Below are 17,072 nucleotides of genomic sequence, written 5' to 3'. Positions count from 1 at the left end.
GGTACCGACCCCGAGTCGCATCCGTAGCAGCGAGCTCCGTACAGCAGCGAGACTCACGGAACCGATGTCACAGCCGTGCGATAGAAATGCGGTTCAGCCGCGGCATCCACCGCAGACACGCGGAGAAATCGCGGCACGGTTTTCGACACGTCCTTGGGGGGACTGATGTTCAGAACACGGGCGGCTTGGGCCGCCATCGGCACCGTCGCAATCCTTTTGGCCGGCAGCCCGGCAGCAAACGCCGCGGAGGGGCAGGCTCCTGACGTCAGGTGGGCGAACAGCGTCTCGGACGACCTGGGCACCCTGGCCGTCAGTATCAGCTCCGACAGCGCCATCACGGTGATCAGGGCCCATATCGTCTCCGCGGCCACACAGCAGGAAGTCGCCGTCGTGGAGAACGACGCGTTCGGCCTCGTCTCCGGCACACCGGACAACGGCGTGTGGCACACGAAGCAGCCTCTGAGCCTTGCCGACCTGGGCAGCTACACCGTCCGAATCGAGGCCACGGACGCCGACGGCGACCGCACCACCAACAACTCCGCGGGCTCGCTTGCCTACTACGTCGCGCCGGTATTCGAGGACGTGCGCACAGACCGCACGGAGGTCGACATCGACCACCGCCAGGTGCGCATCGACGGCCTCTTGAAGGGACGATGGCCGGCGACCCGCGAGCTGAAGCCCCTGGCGGACCACCCGGTGGACATCGATGTTGACTACTGGACGGAGAACACCGTCCGCACCGACACGGAGGGACGCTTCTCCGGCACGGTCACCGTGAACGACGCGGTGCCGGTCCAGGTCGTCTACCGGCACGTCAACGAGCACCCGTACGTCCTGTACGGCGAGTCCCCGTCGACACAGATCGGCGTCCGGCAGGTAGCCACGCGCTGGACCGTCCAGGCCCCGGCAATGGCTCAAACGATCGACTTCGGGCAACAGGTCACCCTCACGGCGACGCTGGAGCGCGAGACCCCGCAGGGCTGGGTTCCCTTCGAGGGTCAGAGCGGTGGGGTGCTCTTCGAGCCCTCCTCCGGCGGTCAGTCGGCCAGTGTCGGCTACTTCACCACTGGCGAGGACGGTAAGGTCACCTTGACTCACACCCCGTGGGAAACCGGCAGCTTCCGCGTGGCGTCGCACAGCGACGACCCATTCATCGCCCCCGCCTCCACGAACAGTACTCAGATCACCGTTCTGCGTGCCTCGGTCTTCTCCTCGTTCTCGGCCACCCGTACACAGGACCACAGCGTGCACGTCGAGGGTGCGATGGACTTCCCCGAGAGCTGGACGCCCGCCACCATCCCGGTACACATCCAGTACTCGCGTGACGGCAAACAGTGGGCGGACCTGCTCACGACGGAGGCCACCTGGTCCGGTAGCGGCCACGCCTTCTCGGCCGACATCGCCGATGCGGGGCACGGTTACTTCCGCGCGCACTTCGAGGCGACCGGGTCGTTCCGAGCAGCGACGTCGGAGGCCGTGAAGGCGAGCCGCTGACATCCACGGCTGACATCAACGACGCTGGACAGCAGCAACCCTGGGTAAGCCTGAGCGACATCGGTACCCCCGGCCGGAGGCGTCAGAGTGCCACCCCGGGCGAACTCCTAAAGCGGGTGTCGCAGGTTCGAATCCTGCCGGGGGCACCAGCCAAAAGGCCCCGGACCGATCATGGTCCGGGGCCTTTTGACGGCACAGTTGACGGCAGTCGCGTCTCAGCGCCGACACGTCGAGTTATCACGTGGGCTTCATGACGTGCCCCAGCGCGACGAGACCCATGCCGACCGCGAGTAACGACAGGCAGTGCTGCTGGTCAGGTGGGGGTTTCGAGTCCAGCCAGGAGGTAGGCGACGTCGAGTCCGGTGGTGAGGTACTGCTCGAAGGTCTGGTTGTTCAGTGCCCAGGGTGATCGTCGCTGTCGGATGAGGTCGATGGCGGTGTTGGCGTCCTGGCCAAGCTCGATCAGGGTCTGTGCGACGACGAGGGCGGAGCGGTTGTAGCCGGAGTGGCAGCGCACGAGAACGGTGCGGTCGTTCCGTACGGCCTCTGCGGCGGTGACGGCCAGCCGTTGGACCGAGTGGAGCTGCTCGGCTGTGAGCGGGTTGTCGGGGATCTCGCTGATCAGATGCTCGACTCCAGGGGTCGGCCCGTGGCCTGTTCGAGTGAATAGGCTGATGACCAGGTCGAATTGAGCGTCAACGACGGCGGTCTGCACAGCACCGTCGGGGCCGGCCCAGAAGTGTCCGCCAATCCATAGCCGTGGCCTGACTTCATTCCACGGTGCTTGTGGTTCGGGGGCATCGCGGTCCTTCTGACGTGTCTTCACCGGCACTCCTCTCCCAGAGAACCAACGACACGGTCAGGCGCTCGTGTTCCCTCATTGAGCCCGTGGTCAGCCAAGGAGCTGACCACGGGCAGAGGCTATAGACCAGGCTCAGGTGGCTGGCAGACGGCGCTTGAGAAGGCGGTCCATGTGGCTGATCGCCTCCCGCTGCGTGTCGTGCACGACGTGGGTATAGACGTCCATCGTGATGCTGATCTGGCTGTGCCCGAGGATCTCCATGATGACCCTCGGCGCGACTCCGGCCGCCGTCAGCAGCGTGGCGCAGCCGTGCCGCGCGTCGTGCAGCCGGACCACCCGCAGACCGGCATCAGCCGCAACCCGAGTGAAGGACCGGTAGACGTTCCGGGGCTCCACCGGCCGGCCGTTCCTGGTCGCGAAGATGTATCCGCCGTCGGACCAGGCGACGCCCGTCGCCGCGAACGTCTCCCGCTGCCGCAGGCGGTGCCAGCGCAACGGCGCGACGCACAGCGCGGGCATCGGGACGACCCGGCGCCGCCGGCTCTTGGGGTCGTCGTCGTAGAGCGTGCCCCTGCGGCGCTGGGTCTGGTGACGAACGTGCAGCACCCGGTTATCCAGGTCCACGTCCGACCAGCGCAGGCCCACCAACTCATCGCGCCGGAGCCCCATGCAAATAGCCAGCACGAACGCTGCATACAGCGGATCGCGGCGCGCAGCCTCCAGGAAGGACAGGGTCTCCTTCAGGGACCACGGGCTGATCTCCCGCTGCTTCACCCGCGGCGGCTCAACCAGGGATGCGACGTTCCGCGTGATCAGTTCCTCGCGGACTGCCGCCGTGAGCGCGGTACGCAGCACCCGGTGGGATTCCTTCGCAGTAGCCGGCGTCTGGGCGGCCTGCACCCGAGTGATGAACCGGCGCACGTCGGCGACGCTCAGCGTCTCCAGCCGCTTGGTACCGAGCATGGGGATCAAGTAGAGGCGAACGTGCGCCTCGTACTTGTCGTACGTGCTGAGCTTGCGACGCGGCTGCACGTAGTGCTCCAGCCAGTAGGGAAGCCACTCGGACAGCTTGGCTGACCTGGTCGGCGTCGGGATGCTAGCTAGTGACAGTTCAGGAGCTGCCCGAATCGCGGCAGCGTAAGGGGCCATGACTACTCTCGCCCCAAAGCAGCTCCAGCCCAAGCCGTGGAACCGTCCGCGTGGGTATAGCCGGGGTCTATCCGAGCCAAGCGGCCACGCTCACAGGTGCAAGGGCCGCTGCAGGGACCCTCACCAGGCCCGAGACGCGTCGATAGACCATACGTCGCCCACCTGATGGCCGTCCGGATCATGGTCGCCTGACCCGTATGGGTCGGGGTCGACAATGACGTGGATGCGGGCACCGGACTCCAGCACGCGGTAGCGGTGCATGTCACGAGACTTGTCATCGAGTTCGACTGTGTGGCCGAGGGCCGTCACGTTGGCCCGCAGTTCTTCGAACGGGGCTCTGGAGGGGAAGACTCCATACTCCCGTGAGAGCGGTGGCGGCACAGTGCCCGGAGACTGGTCATAGAGCAGCCGGTGGATCTTCACGCCGAAGCCGAAGCAGGACATGCGCCCCTGCTGGTCCGGTGAAAAGGAGACCTCCACGAGCCCGTAGTCCCGCCGCAGGAGACCGCCGCCGGGAACATCGAGAAATCCCGCCCCCACAACGGCTTCCCAGGCGTCGGGGCCGGCGCCGATCCCTGCCCCGAGTACGTCGCAGTGAGAGGCGACATAAGCGTAAAAGTCCACAGCGGACACCCGCTGACCTCCCTCAACCATGCGTACAAACCAACCTGAACGGCAACAACAAGACTGCCCACTTGGTGACGCGATGTTCCGACCTGTGTGATCAACGTTCGACGAGGCGAGACAGCTGTCATGTGCCAGTGAACCTTGAGCGCGTGCCAGCGACGCTTGATCGCCTCCGGCCTCCTACCAGCCCATATCCTTGGCCACCTCTTCCTGGGCTGCGGCGATCTCTTCCTCGGTGGACTCAATAACGTCCACCTCCTCCAAACGCGCCAGCAGGTCTGCGAGAGCCTGCTTCTGAGCCGGATGCGTGATCGGTACGGCGTTCAGGTCGGTGCTCGTCAGCCAGTCGAACAGCACGATGGCATCGGAGCGCCACAGGCGGAGATCGACGGTTGGCGTGGACCCCCATGGGAAACCAATTTCCATGAGGGCATCATGCCCCGGTCAGCGGCATGCAGGGCGTCGCAGCTCAATGGGTGCGCGCCTGCATGGTCAACCTTCGGCGGCACGACCTCACGATCACCAAACTTCGATGGAAATGATCAAGGTTCACTATCACAGGACACCGCACACCGGACCAACCGACAGGGAAAACCCGAACATTGGTCACAACCTCACACACGCTCTAGCGCAGTCAGGAGATCCGAAAGGGACTCCCTGGCTAGGCCTGTTACAGGTTTCTCTACCTCATCAAGGCTCCTCGCTCCGCTCGTCGCGCGCTCCCCCGCTCACCGCCGGGGCCCTGCGCTCCTGTCTCCGCCCCGCTCTGGGCCCCGGCTACGCCGGTCGCGCAACTAGAGCGAGAAAGCCTGGACGAAGGGAAACGGCAGGCTGAAGGACATGCCTCCGGCGGGGGCGCTCAGACTCCGGGATGGACGGGGCGCCGTTCGCGAGTGCCGCCCGGATCGTGGCGAGCGTCGTGGGCTCCCATCCCGACCACCTCCGACCCAGGCAGAGCCGAGCAGTCGCGGCCCAGGGCGTCAAGGTCGTTCGTACAGTGGCGCGCTCCACCTTGACGCCCTGAACCACGCCCGCTCCACGGTGTGTGGGCCGAAGGCGGACGGGATGGAAGCTGGGGTGGGCGGTGGGTTAGAGGCGGGGGGACAGCCTCCGCCGATGTGGTTCAGAGGGCCCGACGAAACTTGAGCGGACGCACGGTGCCTTTCCCCGAAGATGGGGCCGCACTGTGATGGGAGGACTCACCGACCAAGTCCGGTGAGTCCGTCGCCGAGGATGTTGGCGCCCAGAAGGAGAAGCACCATCGCGGTGATCACGGTGCTGTTGGTGATCATGAATTGCCTGACACTGTCCAGGAACGACGCCGCGCGCTGTCCGCCGACGAGATGGATGATGACGGCGCCGAGGACGGTGCAGGAGCCGACGAGAACGAAGACGGTGACGGCCACGGTGAGATCGACATTGTGAGCCCCCGCTTCGACGATCGACGTGGCGGCCGAGGCCGTCAGGACGAGGTTCTTTGGGTTGGCGCCCGACAGCAGCACACCTAGGAGCAGAGCCCGCAGGGCCGAGACGTCATCGAGTGACGCCATCCAGCGTGGCTTCTCGGTCTCGTTGCCGGCACGCGGACGCTGCCACCATTTGCGCGCCCCCAGCACGATGAGGGCCACTCCGGCAAGCACCCGTCCCCAGTCTGCGATCGCTGACGATGGGCTTTCGGGGTCGTCGGCTCCACCGAGCACGACCACAACGAGCGTTGCCACGATCCCGAGCCCGGCGATCCACCCAGCCGTGAACAGCAGGCCGTTGCGTCGGCCCTGTCGGCCGGCCAGGATCAGTACGATCCCGATCAGAGGGAAGGGGCTGAGTGCGACCGCCAGCGCTGCCGGCAGCACGGCTCCAATTGCCTGGATCAGCACCGGTTCCCCTTCCAAACTCCACGGCCAGGGCGCTGCGGAGTGCCCTTCCCGCGACAGTACCGAGCGCACCATCTGCGGCATGCCCAGCACCTTTCACCAAGAGCATCCCGATGGTGCCCTAGCGAGAGCTGCCATGCCTCCCAATCTCGTCAAGATCACCCGACCGTGGATCGGGGCGCCTCCCAAACCCATCGACAAGTGACGTCACTACTGCTCGATGAAGCCATCCGGCAGTCCCTCTGAGAGACCTCACGGCAACCTCTATGGCCATGGTTGACCGATCCCTCTATATCTACGGATCAGGAGTTCCCCGTGCCACAACCGCGCCAGATCGGGCGGGGACTCACGGGGAACTGCGGCTGCTGGCGGAGACCGGAGACAGCAGACGCCGAAGTCCGCATCGCGCAGGTCAGACCCCAACTCACCCCACCTCGCTCCTAAAGCGGTGGTCGACCGCGGCTATGTCGCTCATCATGGCGCCATGATGTTCCGAGGCGAACCCGTCGGTACCGGCGACCTGATCCGTTGCCCTGGCTGAACGCCTGATGACCCGGCCGCTTCAGCGTGCCCTATCGTTCCCTGTCCCCCGCGAAGAGGGCATAGGCCAGTCGTTCGTCGAGACCATAGGTGGACTATCTGTGGACCGTCCAACGGAAGAACAGCCTTGAGAGCTCTCTGACCTGCGTAGACGATTTAGACGCAAGGGGCCTCCGGAGCCGTTGCACTACAGCAGCGAAGTACGGCAACCACCGCAACCGCACGCGAGCTCAGTCGCTTGGCATCAGCCCCCGAGCGGCCGATATGACGGACCGCTGAGCGTGACAGGGGCGGAGCGGGGGTCGGTCATGTGCATCCGGCGTCGTTTTTCGGTCGCAGGCCCGGCTCGCGGATCATCGCGGTGATCTCGGCGGCGGCACGCTCAGCACGGCCTGGGTGGCGCAGCCGTCGCTCCAGCGGCGGGAAGCCGACACTGCCGACGCGGGCGTCGTCGACATCGGTGCGGCAACGGACGATCAGCTCACCTTCGGGGGTGTAGACAGCGCGGATGACATCCGCCCACGGGAGGTGGAGAGTACGCCACAGGCCGCGAACGTGCAGTCCGTTGGAGTCGGCGGTGATCCGCCAGATCATCATCCGGAGGCAGACGCTCACCCAGTACAAACCACCCACCGACCAGATGGGCAGCTGCCACCACGTAGGGGAACCCGTGAAGAACGTCCCCAGCAGCATGATGGTCACGACGATGAACGCCGCTCCGACGGAGCGCGCCACCGGACCTGCCTGCCACCGGACCGGTCCGGTAGCAGGGGTCATCGCGGCGAGGGCGTCTTGGACGCGGGCCTCGGCCGCTCGGCGGTGTGCGGCCGTGCGTGCTATGCCGGGACGGTATTCCCCGGGCTTACCCGTGCCGTCGGGAGAACCGTGCCGTATCGGGGACGCGGTCGCCTCGACGAGCCACTGCCCGAACTCCGTGGCGCTCGCCAGAATCAACTCACCGCCCTCGCCAGGTGCACCGTAGAGCAGGGCCTGGCGCAGTGCCGTGCGGGTGCGGGTGCGGGTGTGGGGCTCGTAGCTCAGCACCGGGCGCAGGGCGGCGATGTCGTCGGCGGCGAATATCTCCGTACGTCCCTGATGGTGACGGGTCAGGACGCGCAGCACCGGAACCGGGGCGCGGCGCAGCGCCACCGCCCGGCGGCGGGAGAGCAGGCCCGAGCCGAGCACGGTGACACCGAGCCCGGCGAGGACGAGTGCCAGCGCCTGGCGGCCGGTGCGGTCGCCGTAGGGCTCAGTGGCGAGCCGCACCCAATCGCTGTGCATCAGCACCGGCACGCTGCTGCCGACCCGATAACTGCCCTGCGCGTCGAACCTGTGTCGTGTGCTGTCTGGGAGGCGGACGGTGACGGTGTAGTCGTCAGTGTTGTAGGCCACGACCCGGGCGTTCTCCGACGTGGCCGTACGGGCCAGGCGGTCGTCTGTCCGGTCGTCCACGATGACGGTCGTGATCAGGGCACCGGCCACCGCGCAGAGGATCGCCCCCGCAATGCCGCGGACCAGGCCCCGGCGCCAAGGGCGGACGTCGTCTGTCGCCGGGGCGGGCACCGTGATGCCGCCGGCCGCGTCGAGCACGAGCGACCGCTGGCGGCCGCGCGCCCGCAGCCGCGCCACGACGGCCGCCCAGCCCCAGCACAGCGCCGCCACAACGACGGCGTCCGCGATCTTCTCGGCCGGCCCACCCAGCCAAGTATCGGGATTGCTCATCCAGATCAGCAGCAACGGAGCCGACACGAGCGCGAGTTCCGGTAGCACAAACAGCCACACCAAGTGCGGCAGGAAGAGCATCGTTCCGGCCGCATCGAGCCAGTCCGCCCCACAGGGCGCGGCCACCGTGCACACCGGGTCGGGCGAGAACATCACCGCCATGACCACGGCCACCAGCAGCACCACCGCCGGCCCCACCGGCCGCGCCCACGCGGGCACCCGCGCGTCCGCCCACCGCCTGGCATCGGCGGACACCCAAGGGCGAGCGGGGACATCCGCGTACGGCACTGAACTCGTCGTCACCCGCGTATTATGCGGTCACGGCTGTGCGCCCCCTGCGCCTGGGGCCATCCCGATACTGGCATACCCACCAGGTCAGACCGGCCACCTGTCGCCGCGACGGCCGCGTCCTCAACGGCTGCGTCACACGTAGTACGCCCGGTGGCGACCGCCGATCATTGCTGCCGTTGGTCTCAGTTCTGGTCTCATTCACTGACGGTCGCGAGCGTTCGCCACCGTACGCCGCTCCCCTCCCAGCCCAGGTCGGAAGGCCCCCCCGACCCACGCCGTACGGACGATCACAGACCTCGAAAGCGTGCGTCTGTCCGGAGAACCCGGTCGCACCAGATGCGCACCAGAACGGACGGTCAGCCACGGTCAACGGCGGTGATTCGTGACGCGGCGGTGACGGCCATCAAGGGAAATCCTTGCAGGTCAGCGTGCGCATCGCCGGGCAAGTACCGGTGATTCCCAAGCTTATGCGCCAGGCGCGTCTGCGTGGTGGAAGCCGTAGGCTTCCCTCCATGGTGACTGCGACTGTCCGCGAGTGGGACGACGAGCAAGGGTGGGGCGTTCTCGACTCCCCCGAGACCCCCGGCGGCTGCTTCGGCCACTACGCCGACATCCAGGCGACCGGCTTCCGCACGCTGTCGGCCGGACAACAGGTCGACCTCACATGGGAAGCCCCTGGCTTCAAGCAGGACGGGTACGACTACCGCGCGGTGAGCATCGTGCCTCGGACTGCCTGACATCCACAGCTGACATCAACGACGGCGTACCTCCACGATTCCCAGCAGTCCGCAACGCCACCGCACTCTTCACCACAACATGCAGTAGCTCCCGGTTGATCGAACTCCTAAAGCGGGTGTCGCAGGTTCGAATCCTGCCGGGGGCACTTTTGATCTGCGGTTTTGCCGCGGAGTAGTTCGGTGGGCTCGTTTCCCCGGGGAAATGGGAACGCCATGGGAACGGAATCTGACTGCCAGTCAGGACTGGCGCTAAGTGATGGTGGCAGAGCTGACCCATGCGCAGCGGTCAAATCAGCCCGGCCGCAGGATTACGTCTGCCTACTTGGTAGCCGCCTGCTGCAGAGACGGTTGCGGTGCCAGAGGTCAGCGCGAGTGCCGTGAACAAGCTGGAGTACCAGCATCGCTCGCTGGCCAGGGCTATGTCGGGACGCGTTGCCAGTGTGGCGACAGTGTCAATCCCCTGGAAACGTAGAGGCCTTCCTTCAAGGCCGGGTAGTTAGCGCTTGGGCCGGGGGCGCAAGCGCTAACTACCCGGCCTTGGGGGAACTTCACTGGGGTAAGTGGTGGGTTGCGAGGCCGTGATCGCTCGTCGTGTGGCAGCTCCAGCCCAAAGCCGCTACGCCAAGCTTCTCTGTTGCACGTCTGTGATTGGACCACACCGTCGCGCGTGAGTAAGCCTGTCAGGAGGTGAGGATGGAGATGCCGTCTCCGAGCAGTTTCAATCCGAGAACGAAGAACAGGACGGCCATCACGGCGACATTGTGCTGAGCTGCCCAGTCTTTCCAATTGCCGAGCGTGGTCTTGGCTCGCTCCCCCCGAGCACGAAGACTCCCAGCGGGGCTAGCAGGCCGAGGGTGGCGATCAGGACGAAGATTGCCAGTGATGCGATCTGCTGCCCGACCGGCAGTCCGGCTGAGCCGATCGCGGCGCCCGCGGCGATGGTCAGCGGGGCATTCTTGGCGTTGAGCGCTGCCAAGGCCAGTCCGAGTCCGAAGACCTTGACCGGCGTAAGGCGGTCGATCGCGCCCATCCACTTCGGCAGCTGGGCCTGCGAGGAGTCCTTCGGGCGCCGGTGCCATAGCCGGGCACCGAAGAGGGCGAGGAACACGCCCAGAGCGAGCTTGAGTGCTCCCACCCAGGTGGCCGGGTGATTGTGGGCGGAGGCGCCTGCGGGTGAAGCGATCGCCAACATCACCGCGCCCAGAGCCGAGAGTCCCAGGATCCAGCCGGCGGTGAACAGCAGTCCGTTGAGACGTCCCCGAGGCGTGGCGAGTATGAGGATGATTGCGATGATCGGGAGCGGGCTGACTGCGACGGCGGCCGCGAAACCCAGCACGTCACCGAGAACTACGCCCATGGTTGCCTCCGGCGGGGGTGAGGGTTGGCGATCCAATTGAGCAAGTGCTTGGCGGAAGTGGCTGCCCCAGAAGGCGACGACGACGTACTCGGCACGTCTCATTCCATCTTCCTGTGCTGTGCCGGATCTGTCCTCGGGAGCTTCTCAGGACGCGAGGACCCCGGCATGGGCCTGCCGCACCCGCGTTGCCGCCTTCGCTCAGCACTGTGACGGAGACGCGTCACGGAACGTAATCGGACCTGGTGGGGGAATCGTGAAGTGATCAGGATGGCCCCAGATGGCCCCCGTAGCGGAGCTTCTCGGGGATCCGCCCCAGGTGAGCACACGCGCAGGGGCCGAAGGTGCGAGGCAGCACACCCGCAGTGAGGATTGATATGCGAGGGCGACGGCGCCTCATGTCCGGGCGCTGGGCGACCCTCGCGCCGATCCGTGGCAGGAGAATCTCACGATGACTGCGACGACAGGTGCAGCCCAGTCAGCTCAACCCGAGCGGCCAGGCAGGTCGGATGGGGTCTGCAGCGAGTTCACCGTATTTACCAAGATCAAGCCGGGCGAGGCCGATGCGTTGCGTGAGGATCTCGCCGCGCTTGCCGACGCGGCGGCTGACGAGAACGTCCATGCGGCGTTGCGCCAGATCGGCACCCTGCATGACGCACGGCACGTGATCTTCGACAACGATACCCGGTTTATGTTCGCCAGTGTCTTCGACGGCTCCTGGGACACGTACATCGACGACTTCGCCCAGACGGTAGTCGGGGCCCGCTTCGACAAGGTCTTCTCGCACAGCGAAGGGTTCCCCGGCGTCACTGACCCAGGGGTGAAGGACTGGTTCGTCGCCCAGCAGGAGCCCGCAGGGGTCTTCGTCAGCGCCTATCCCGATCTGACCGTTCAGCAGATCTACAAGGACCAGCGCGTGGACGACGCGTTCCAGGAGGTGCTGGACACCCCCGAATTCCGGGCGGCGCTGGACAACCCGGCGAACGCCGAGTTGCTGGCCACGCCTGCCTTCCAGAAGCTGTTGGAGGAAGCCGCAGCCTAGAAGCCGGACACAGCCAACCCTCAGAGCCGACCCCCAACGGTGGACCGCGTCGGCGGACGTGCACCAGCCGCTGCAGGGCTGCCCAGGTAGAGACCGATGTGGAGGCACAAGCGATCATGAACACCGCGGACAGCAGCAGCGCGGCCGACGTGGGCGTCGAGATCGACGACGTCCAAAGCGGGGCCCTGCGTCCACGGCCCGTGCCCTACGAGGGAAAGTTCATCTTCCTGCGTGTCGATGACCGCCATGCCGGGCGCGCCTTGCTGCGGCGGCTGCTCCCAGTGACCGCGGGTGGTCTGCACAGCGCAGACCGGAGCCAGGATGCCTGGGTGGCGGTGGCGTTCACCTACCAGGGGCTGAGGGCCCTGGGGGTGCCCCAGGAGTCGCTGGCCAGTTTTCCGCGGGCGTTTCGTGAGGGCATGGCCGCTCGGGCGGAGCTGATCGGTGACGTGGGCGAGAGTGCCCCGGCCCACTGGGAGGCACCGTTTGGAACGGGCGATGTTCATATCGCGTTGAGCGCCCTCTCCTCAGATACGGCGCAGCTGGACAAGGAGCTACAGCGGGCCCGTGTCGCCTACGAGGACACGCCCGGTGTCCAGGTGATCTGGCAGCAGGAGGTCCACCAGCTCCCGACCGGGCGTACCACCTTCGGATTCCGCGACGGCATCAGTCATCCGAACATCGAGGGCGTCGGACTGCCCGGCTCCAACCCCCAGGAAGCCCCCATCAAGGCCGGCGAGTTCATCCTCGGCTATCCCGACGAAACCGGCAGCCTGCCGCCCATGCCCAGCCCCGAGCTGCTGGGGCGCAACGGGACCTACGCGGCCGTGCGCAAGATCCACACCAACGTGGCGGCCTGGCGCCGGTATCTGCGCGCGAACAGCTCCAGCGCCGAGGAGGAGGCACTCCTGGCGGCGAAGATGGTCGGGCGCTGGCCCAGCGGGGCGCCGCTGACGCTGACGCCGGAGCACGATGACCCGGAGCTGGCGGCCGATCCGCACCGCAACAACAACTTCCTGTACCGGGAGAACGACGACCGAGGGTTCCGGTGCCCCGCCGGTGCACACATCAGGCGCACCAATCCCCGTGATTCCACCATCATCGGCGACGCACGGATGCACCGTCTCATCCGCCGCGGCACCACCTACGGCCCGCCGCTGCCCGAGGGCGTGCTGGAAGACGACGGCGCCGACCGGGGTCTGGTCGGAGTCTTCCTCGGAGCCCATCTGGAACGGCAGTTTGAGTTCATCAAGGCCGAGTGGGTCAACGACGGCAACTTCATCGGCTATCCCGGCGAGAAGGACCCAGTGGCTGGGCATCACGGCGGAACCGGGAGCGTCACCATCCCGGAGAAGCCGGTCCGGCGCCGTCTGCAGAACCTGCCGAGCTTCGTGGTCACCCGCGGCGGTGAGTACTGCTTCGTGCCGGGTCTGCGCGCCCTGCGCTGGCTCGCCGAACTGGAGGACTGAGGGCAATTCCTACCCCCTGAGGCCCCACGCGGTCTTCGAGAAGAGGTCGACGTCATGGCAACACAGTTCGTCCGCTACACACCGGACGTCGAAGACGACGATCCGCACTTCGACCAGAACCTGCAGACGGTGATCGAGAAGACCGAGAGCTACATCGCCGAGTCGGTCAAGGCCGGTGGCACTGGCCGGGCCCTCCGCGACGCCCACGCCAAGGGCTACGGGTTGGTCCGAGGGGAAGTGGAGATCCTGGACGGGCTGCCCCCCGAATACGCCCAAGGAATCTACGCGACTCCAGGAACCCACGATGCGCTCATCCGCTTCTCCAACGGCTCGCCTCACGCCGGAGCCGACGCTCGACTGGGCGCCGCCACCGGACTGGCGCTGAAGATCTTCGACATTCCCGGCCCGACTCTGCTGGAAGACGAACCGGACACGGGCACATTCGACTACGCCAACATCAACGGACCGATCTTCTTCTGCAACACAGTCGAGCACTACCTTTTCATCCAGGAATTGTTCCTGAACGCGCCGGCCTACTTCTCCCAGGGCCGACCCGGCGCGCATCGTTTCTTCACCGAGTTCGTGACCGGAAAGGGAACGCTGGACCAGGACAACTGGGCATGGGACGAGTTCCTGGCCTTCCTGCGCCTGTCAAAGACCCCTCCGGCAAACCTGCTGCTGTCGAGCTACTGGACGATGGGCGCCGTCCGGCACGGGGAGTACATCGCAAAGGTGCGCATCACCCCCGACCCGCTCTTCGCCGCCGCGGTGGTCCGGCGCGACATCGACCCGACCTCGGGGGCGGAGGTCTTCCGACCGACCCTGCAAGCCGAGCTGCAGGAGCGGCCCTACGCCTTCGACATCCAGGTACAGCTCTGCACCGACCTGGAGCGGATGCCGGTGGAGGACACCACTGTCGAATGGCCCGAGCAGCTCTCGCCGTCCGTCACCGTGGCCAAGCTGCGGCTGCCGCAGCAGGACATATCCGGCCCGGAAAACCTGGAGAAGATGGACTCACTGTCCTTCACGCCCTGGCGAGTCACCGCCGAGCATGCGCCCCTGGGCAACATCATGCGGGCCCGCAAGGAGGTCTACCGGCACTCCTCCATCGAGCGCCACAAGCTCAACCAACAGCCGCGCACAGAGCCCCGCAGCGCCGACGAGGTACTTGGCTCGGCCCAATGAAGCCGGCTAATGCAATCCGACATCACCAGCTGACATCAACGGCGATGAACACAAGTGGTCTTGGGTGATGACGCACACCATGCCGGTGGCAGTGCCGGGGCCCGTACAGGAGCTGCTCGGCCGAACTCCTCAAGCGGGTGTCGCAGGTGCGAATCCTGCCGGGGGCACAGAGAAACAGCAGGCCGGAGGCCCTGTCGTCCGAGTGAGCGGCAGGGCCTCCGGTCTTGCCGCACATATGCGGCACACATGGGGTGCGGTAGACGATGCCCATGAAGGACAAGCTGGCCCAGCAACGGTTCGAGAACCTGGTCGACCACTTGGAGACGCTGCTGAAGGCTGCTCTCAAGCTCCCAGTACCAGGGCTGTTGCGGGTGGCTGATTCTGGGCGCCGACGACCTCGCGGAGATGGGCGACCTCAAGGATGTCCGGCGCGCTGCCCGCGAGGCGGGCCGCCGCCTCGGCTGGAAGTCGGCCACCAGGCTTGTCGGGGGCCGGCTCTTCGTTCTCAACGAGCGCGAGGTACCCGGGGGGATCAAGCAGCTCAGCTCACTGACGACGCAACAGCCAAGGCGATCGACCGGGCTTGGCGTGACTGTCGCTGAGCGGCCTAGCCGCTCCCAACTGCTCCGGTAATATCGGCGGCTCCGGTGGGCCGCGCGTGGGGGGCGGGAATGGTCACGAGGTACTTCGTCTCACCGCACGGCGGTCGTCGCGCTTACCCCAACATCACGTCCGCTCTGGCTGCTGCGGCCGGACGGGGCCGAGCGGCGCTGGTCGAGATCGCGCCCGGCCGCTACGAGGAGGCGCTCACCGTCCAGGGCGAGGTCCAGTTAGCCGCGCTCGGTGATCCGGGCTCCGTGGTGGTGAGCCGGCCTCGCGGTGCCGTCCTCGACGCCCTCGGGTCGGTTCGTGTGCACGGCCTCGTGTTGATCGGCCGCGACGCCGACGTCGTAGGCTGCCATACGGGAACGCTCACGCTTGACCACTCAGAAATCCGGGCGCACAACGGCGTCAGCGTGCACGCGAGGCCGAACACCTCCGTGACGCTGCGGGACAGCGTGATCCTGCATGGTAGAGCCCTCTTCAGCGGGTCGAACGGGCTCATCGAACGGTGCCGGTTCACCGACGCCACCGACAATGCGGTCGCGGTGATCAAAGGCGCCCACGTCTCGGTCCAGGGCAGTTGGATCGGGGGCAGCATGATCCACGGCGTGCGGGTCAGCGGTGCGCGTGCCCAGGTCACCGGGTGCGAGCTGACCGGCACCGGCAAAGCGGCCATCATGGCGGACTCGCAGGCGGAACTCACCGTGACCGGCTGCGCGATCAACAGTGTGCATGCGGAAGGAATCGCGTTCATCGAGCAGTCGAAAGGTTCCGTAGATGCCACGCGTGTCACCGATGCGCAACACGGGATCGCAGTTGTAAGTGGTGCCGACCCGGTGGTGCGCGGCTGCGCGTTCATCGAGTGTCGCGACACCGGCATCAACGTCCACACCTCAGGCTGTGGCAGGTTCGAGGACTGCGAGGTCTTCGACACGGGCAACATCGCGGTGTTCTCGACCAAGGGCGCCGCTCCTGAGGTTCACGGCTGCCGCATCTCGCGAGGCAACGTCGGCATAGCCGTCACTGACGCCGGCAGAGGCCGTTTCACCCGGGTCGAGATGGAGGACCTGACGAGTGTCGCACTGCGGGTCTACGACGAGGCCAGGGCTGTGTTCGAGCAAGTCCGTGTTGAGCGCTGCCAGTCGGCCGTGGAGACCCGGGGTAACAGCGGTACCACGGCCGACATTACCGACTCGGTGTTCCGCGATTTCGGCATGTCCGCGGTGGAGGTCCTCGGCCAGTCCCGGGTCACGCTCAAAGGCGTGGCGGCGGAGCGCGGGATGATGGGCTTCGGGGTCGGCGAGGACGCTCAGCTGTTTGTGCACGACTGTGACGTCACAGCGGTGAGCAAATGTGGGGCCTTCGGGCTCGGCAAGGCGAGGCTCGTCGCGAGGAACCTCACCGTGTCCGGCTCGGAGGCAATTGGCCTCTACGGGCAGGACTCCGCCTACCTGGACGTCGCGAACAGCGAGTTCGTCGACTGCGCGGCCGCAGGTGTGAGTTTCAACGACGCGTCCGGCGGCCGGCTGGTGGACTGCTCCGTGAACGGCACGCAGGGGGTGGCCGTACAGGACAACGGTCGCGTCGACCTGGTCTCTCTCCGCACGTCGCTGCCGATCGTCAAGCAGATCGTCAAGCCGGTCGAGCGTCCGCCAACGATCGTCAACAACTACGACGGGCCGGTGTTCAACGCCGAGGTCCACGGTGCTCAGCTGGCGTGGAACAACAACAAGGTCATCCAGCAGCAGACCGACGAGGACGGTTCCAGCACATGAACGAGCCACAGAACGTCAACAACTACGACGGGCCGGTGTTCAACGCCGAGGTCTCCGGCGCCCAGTTCGCCTGGAACAACGACACGGTCACCCAGAACCAGCAGAACAACAGTGCCGTGGCCCCGGGCTTCGAGGAGCTCGCCAAGCTGGTCACCGACCTGCTGCGGCAACTGCCCCAGGCAGGGCTCGCCGATCAGGACCGTGAGGATGCCGATTCAGCGGCCAGAGAGGTCCTCGCGACGATCACCCAGCCGGAACCCCCTGAGCCAGGCAGGCTCCGCCGCGCAATTGCCACGCTCAAGGGAGCGCTGGCCCCGGTCGCGACCGGAGTAGTGGCTGGTACGGCGGTAGGGGCGCAGGAGTGGGCGCGGACGGCGATCGAGGGTTTGACCAGCATCGTCTGATCAG

14 protein-coding genes and 1 pseudogene are annotated in these 17,072 nt (G+C 66.4%); 7 read left to right on the top strand and 8 right to left on the bottom strand.

Annotation, left to right across the window (positions count from 1 at the left end):
- Positions 1–53: 53 nt before the first annotated feature.
- Positions 54–335 carry a hypothetical protein gene (locus OG972_RS23985; protein WP_266984659.1) on the bottom strand — a complete coding sequence of 94 codons (282 nt, stop codon included), beginning with the start codon at positions 333–335 and terminating at the stop codon, positions 54–56.
- A 4-nt stretch (positions 336–339) separates the two neighbouring features.
- Here OG972_RS23985 and OG972_RS23980 point away from each other — a divergent pair, with 4 nt between their 5' ends.
- Positions 340–1,494: a hypothetical protein gene (locus OG972_RS23980; RefSeq protein WP_266984657.1), complete on the top strand. Its 1,155-nt coding sequence runs from the start codon at positions 340–342 to the stop codon at positions 1,492–1,494.
- A gap of 313 nt (positions 1,495–1,807) precedes the next feature.
- On the opposite strand, the gene OG972_RS23975 is transcribed toward OG972_RS23980, so the two are convergent.
- From OG972_RS23975 to OG972_RS23950, 6 genes and pseudogenes are all read right to left on the bottom strand, one after another.
- Positions 1,808–2,320, bottom strand: coding sequence for a protein phosphatase (locus tag OG972_RS23975; protein ID WP_266984655.1), 513 nt, complete (start codon positions 2,318–2,320; stop codon positions 1,808–1,810).
- A 108-nt stretch (positions 2,321–2,428) separates the two neighbouring features.
- Positions 2,429–3,391 (bottom strand): annotated as a pseudogene (locus OG972_RS23970) (tyrosine-type recombinase/integrase); the annotation flags it as partial.
- A gap of 174 nt (positions 3,392–3,565) precedes the next feature.
- On the bottom strand, positions 3,566–4,078 hold the full coding sequence (locus tag OG972_RS23965) for a hypothetical protein (RefSeq protein WP_266984653.1): 513 nt from the start codon (positions 4,076–4,078) through the stop codon (positions 3,566–3,568).
- A gap of 174 nt (positions 4,079–4,252) precedes the next feature.
- Positions 4,253–4,498: a hypothetical protein gene (locus OG972_RS23960; protein ID WP_266984651.1), complete on the bottom strand. Its 246-nt coding sequence runs from the start codon at positions 4,496–4,498 to the stop codon at positions 4,253–4,255.
- Positions 4,499–5,271: 773 nt separating this feature from the next.
- On the bottom strand, positions 5,272–6,030 hold the full coding sequence (locus OG972_RS23955) for a GAP family protein (RefSeq protein WP_266984649.1): 759 nt from the start codon (positions 6,028–6,030) through the stop codon (positions 5,272–5,274).
- Between the two features lie 762 nt (positions 6,031–6,792).
- Positions 6,793–8,511, bottom strand: coding sequence for a hypothetical protein (locus OG972_RS23950; RefSeq protein WP_266984647.1), 1,719 nt, complete (start codon positions 8,509–8,511; stop codon positions 6,793–6,795).
- A gap of 500 nt (positions 8,512–9,011) precedes the next feature.
- Here OG972_RS23950 and OG972_RS23945 point away from each other — a divergent pair, with 500 nt between their 5' ends.
- Complete coding sequence (locus tag OG972_RS23945) at positions 9,012–9,236, top strand: cold shock domain-containing protein (protein WP_266984645.1); 225 nt, start codon at positions 9,012–9,014, stop codon at positions 9,234–9,236.
- A 748-nt stretch (positions 9,237–9,984) separates the two neighbouring features.
- Here the strand turns inward: OG972_RS23945 and OG972_RS23940 are convergent.
- Positions 9,985–10,695 carry a GAP family protein gene (locus OG972_RS23940; RefSeq protein WP_266984643.1) on the bottom strand — a complete coding sequence of 237 codons (711 nt, stop codon included), beginning with the start codon at positions 10,693–10,695 and terminating at the stop codon, positions 9,985–9,987.
- Between the two features lie 346 nt (positions 10,696–11,041).
- Between OG972_RS23940 and OG972_RS23935 the strand changes: the two genes are divergently transcribed.
- From OG972_RS23935 to OG972_RS23915, 5 genes are all read left to right on the top strand, one after another.
- Positions 11,042–11,632 (top strand): hypothetical protein, encoded by a 591-nt coding sequence (locus OG972_RS23935; RefSeq protein ID WP_266984641.1) that lies wholly within the window; start codon positions 11,042–11,044, stop codon positions 11,630–11,632.
- Positions 11,633–11,748: 116 nt separating this feature from the next.
- Positions 11,749–13,101 (top strand): Dyp-type peroxidase, encoded by a 1,353-nt coding sequence (locus OG972_RS23930; protein ID WP_266984639.1) that lies wholly within the window; start codon positions 11,749–11,751, stop codon positions 13,099–13,101.
- 54 nt (positions 13,102–13,155) lie between these two features.
- Complete coding sequence (locus tag OG972_RS23925; protein ID WP_266984637.1) at positions 13,156–14,286, top strand: catalase family protein; 1,131 nt, start codon at positions 13,156–13,158, stop codon at positions 14,284–14,286.
- Between the two features lie 923 nt (positions 14,287–15,209).
- On the top strand, positions 15,210–16,664 hold the full coding sequence (locus OG972_RS23920) for a right-handed parallel beta-helix repeat-containing protein (RefSeq protein WP_323135954.1): 1,455 nt from the start codon (positions 15,210–15,212) through the stop codon (positions 16,662–16,664).
- Positions 16,661–17,068, top strand: a complete 408-nt coding sequence (locus OG972_RS23915; RefSeq protein ID WP_266984633.1) for a hypothetical protein — start codon at positions 16,661–16,663, stop codon at positions 17,066–17,068. Before OG972_RS23920 ends, OG972_RS23915 begins: the two co-directional genes overlap by 4 nt.
- Positions 17,069–17,072 lie beyond the last annotated feature (4 nt).

This window comes from Streptomyces sp. NBC_01669, from assembly GCF_026339735.1.
GTDB classification, from domain to species: domain Bacteria; phylum Actinomycetota; class Actinomycetes; order Streptomycetales; family Streptomycetaceae; genus Streptomyces; species Streptomyces yanii.
Note: the sequence above shows the minus strand (reverse complement) of the source record. Positions and strands in the feature narration are given on the sequence as shown.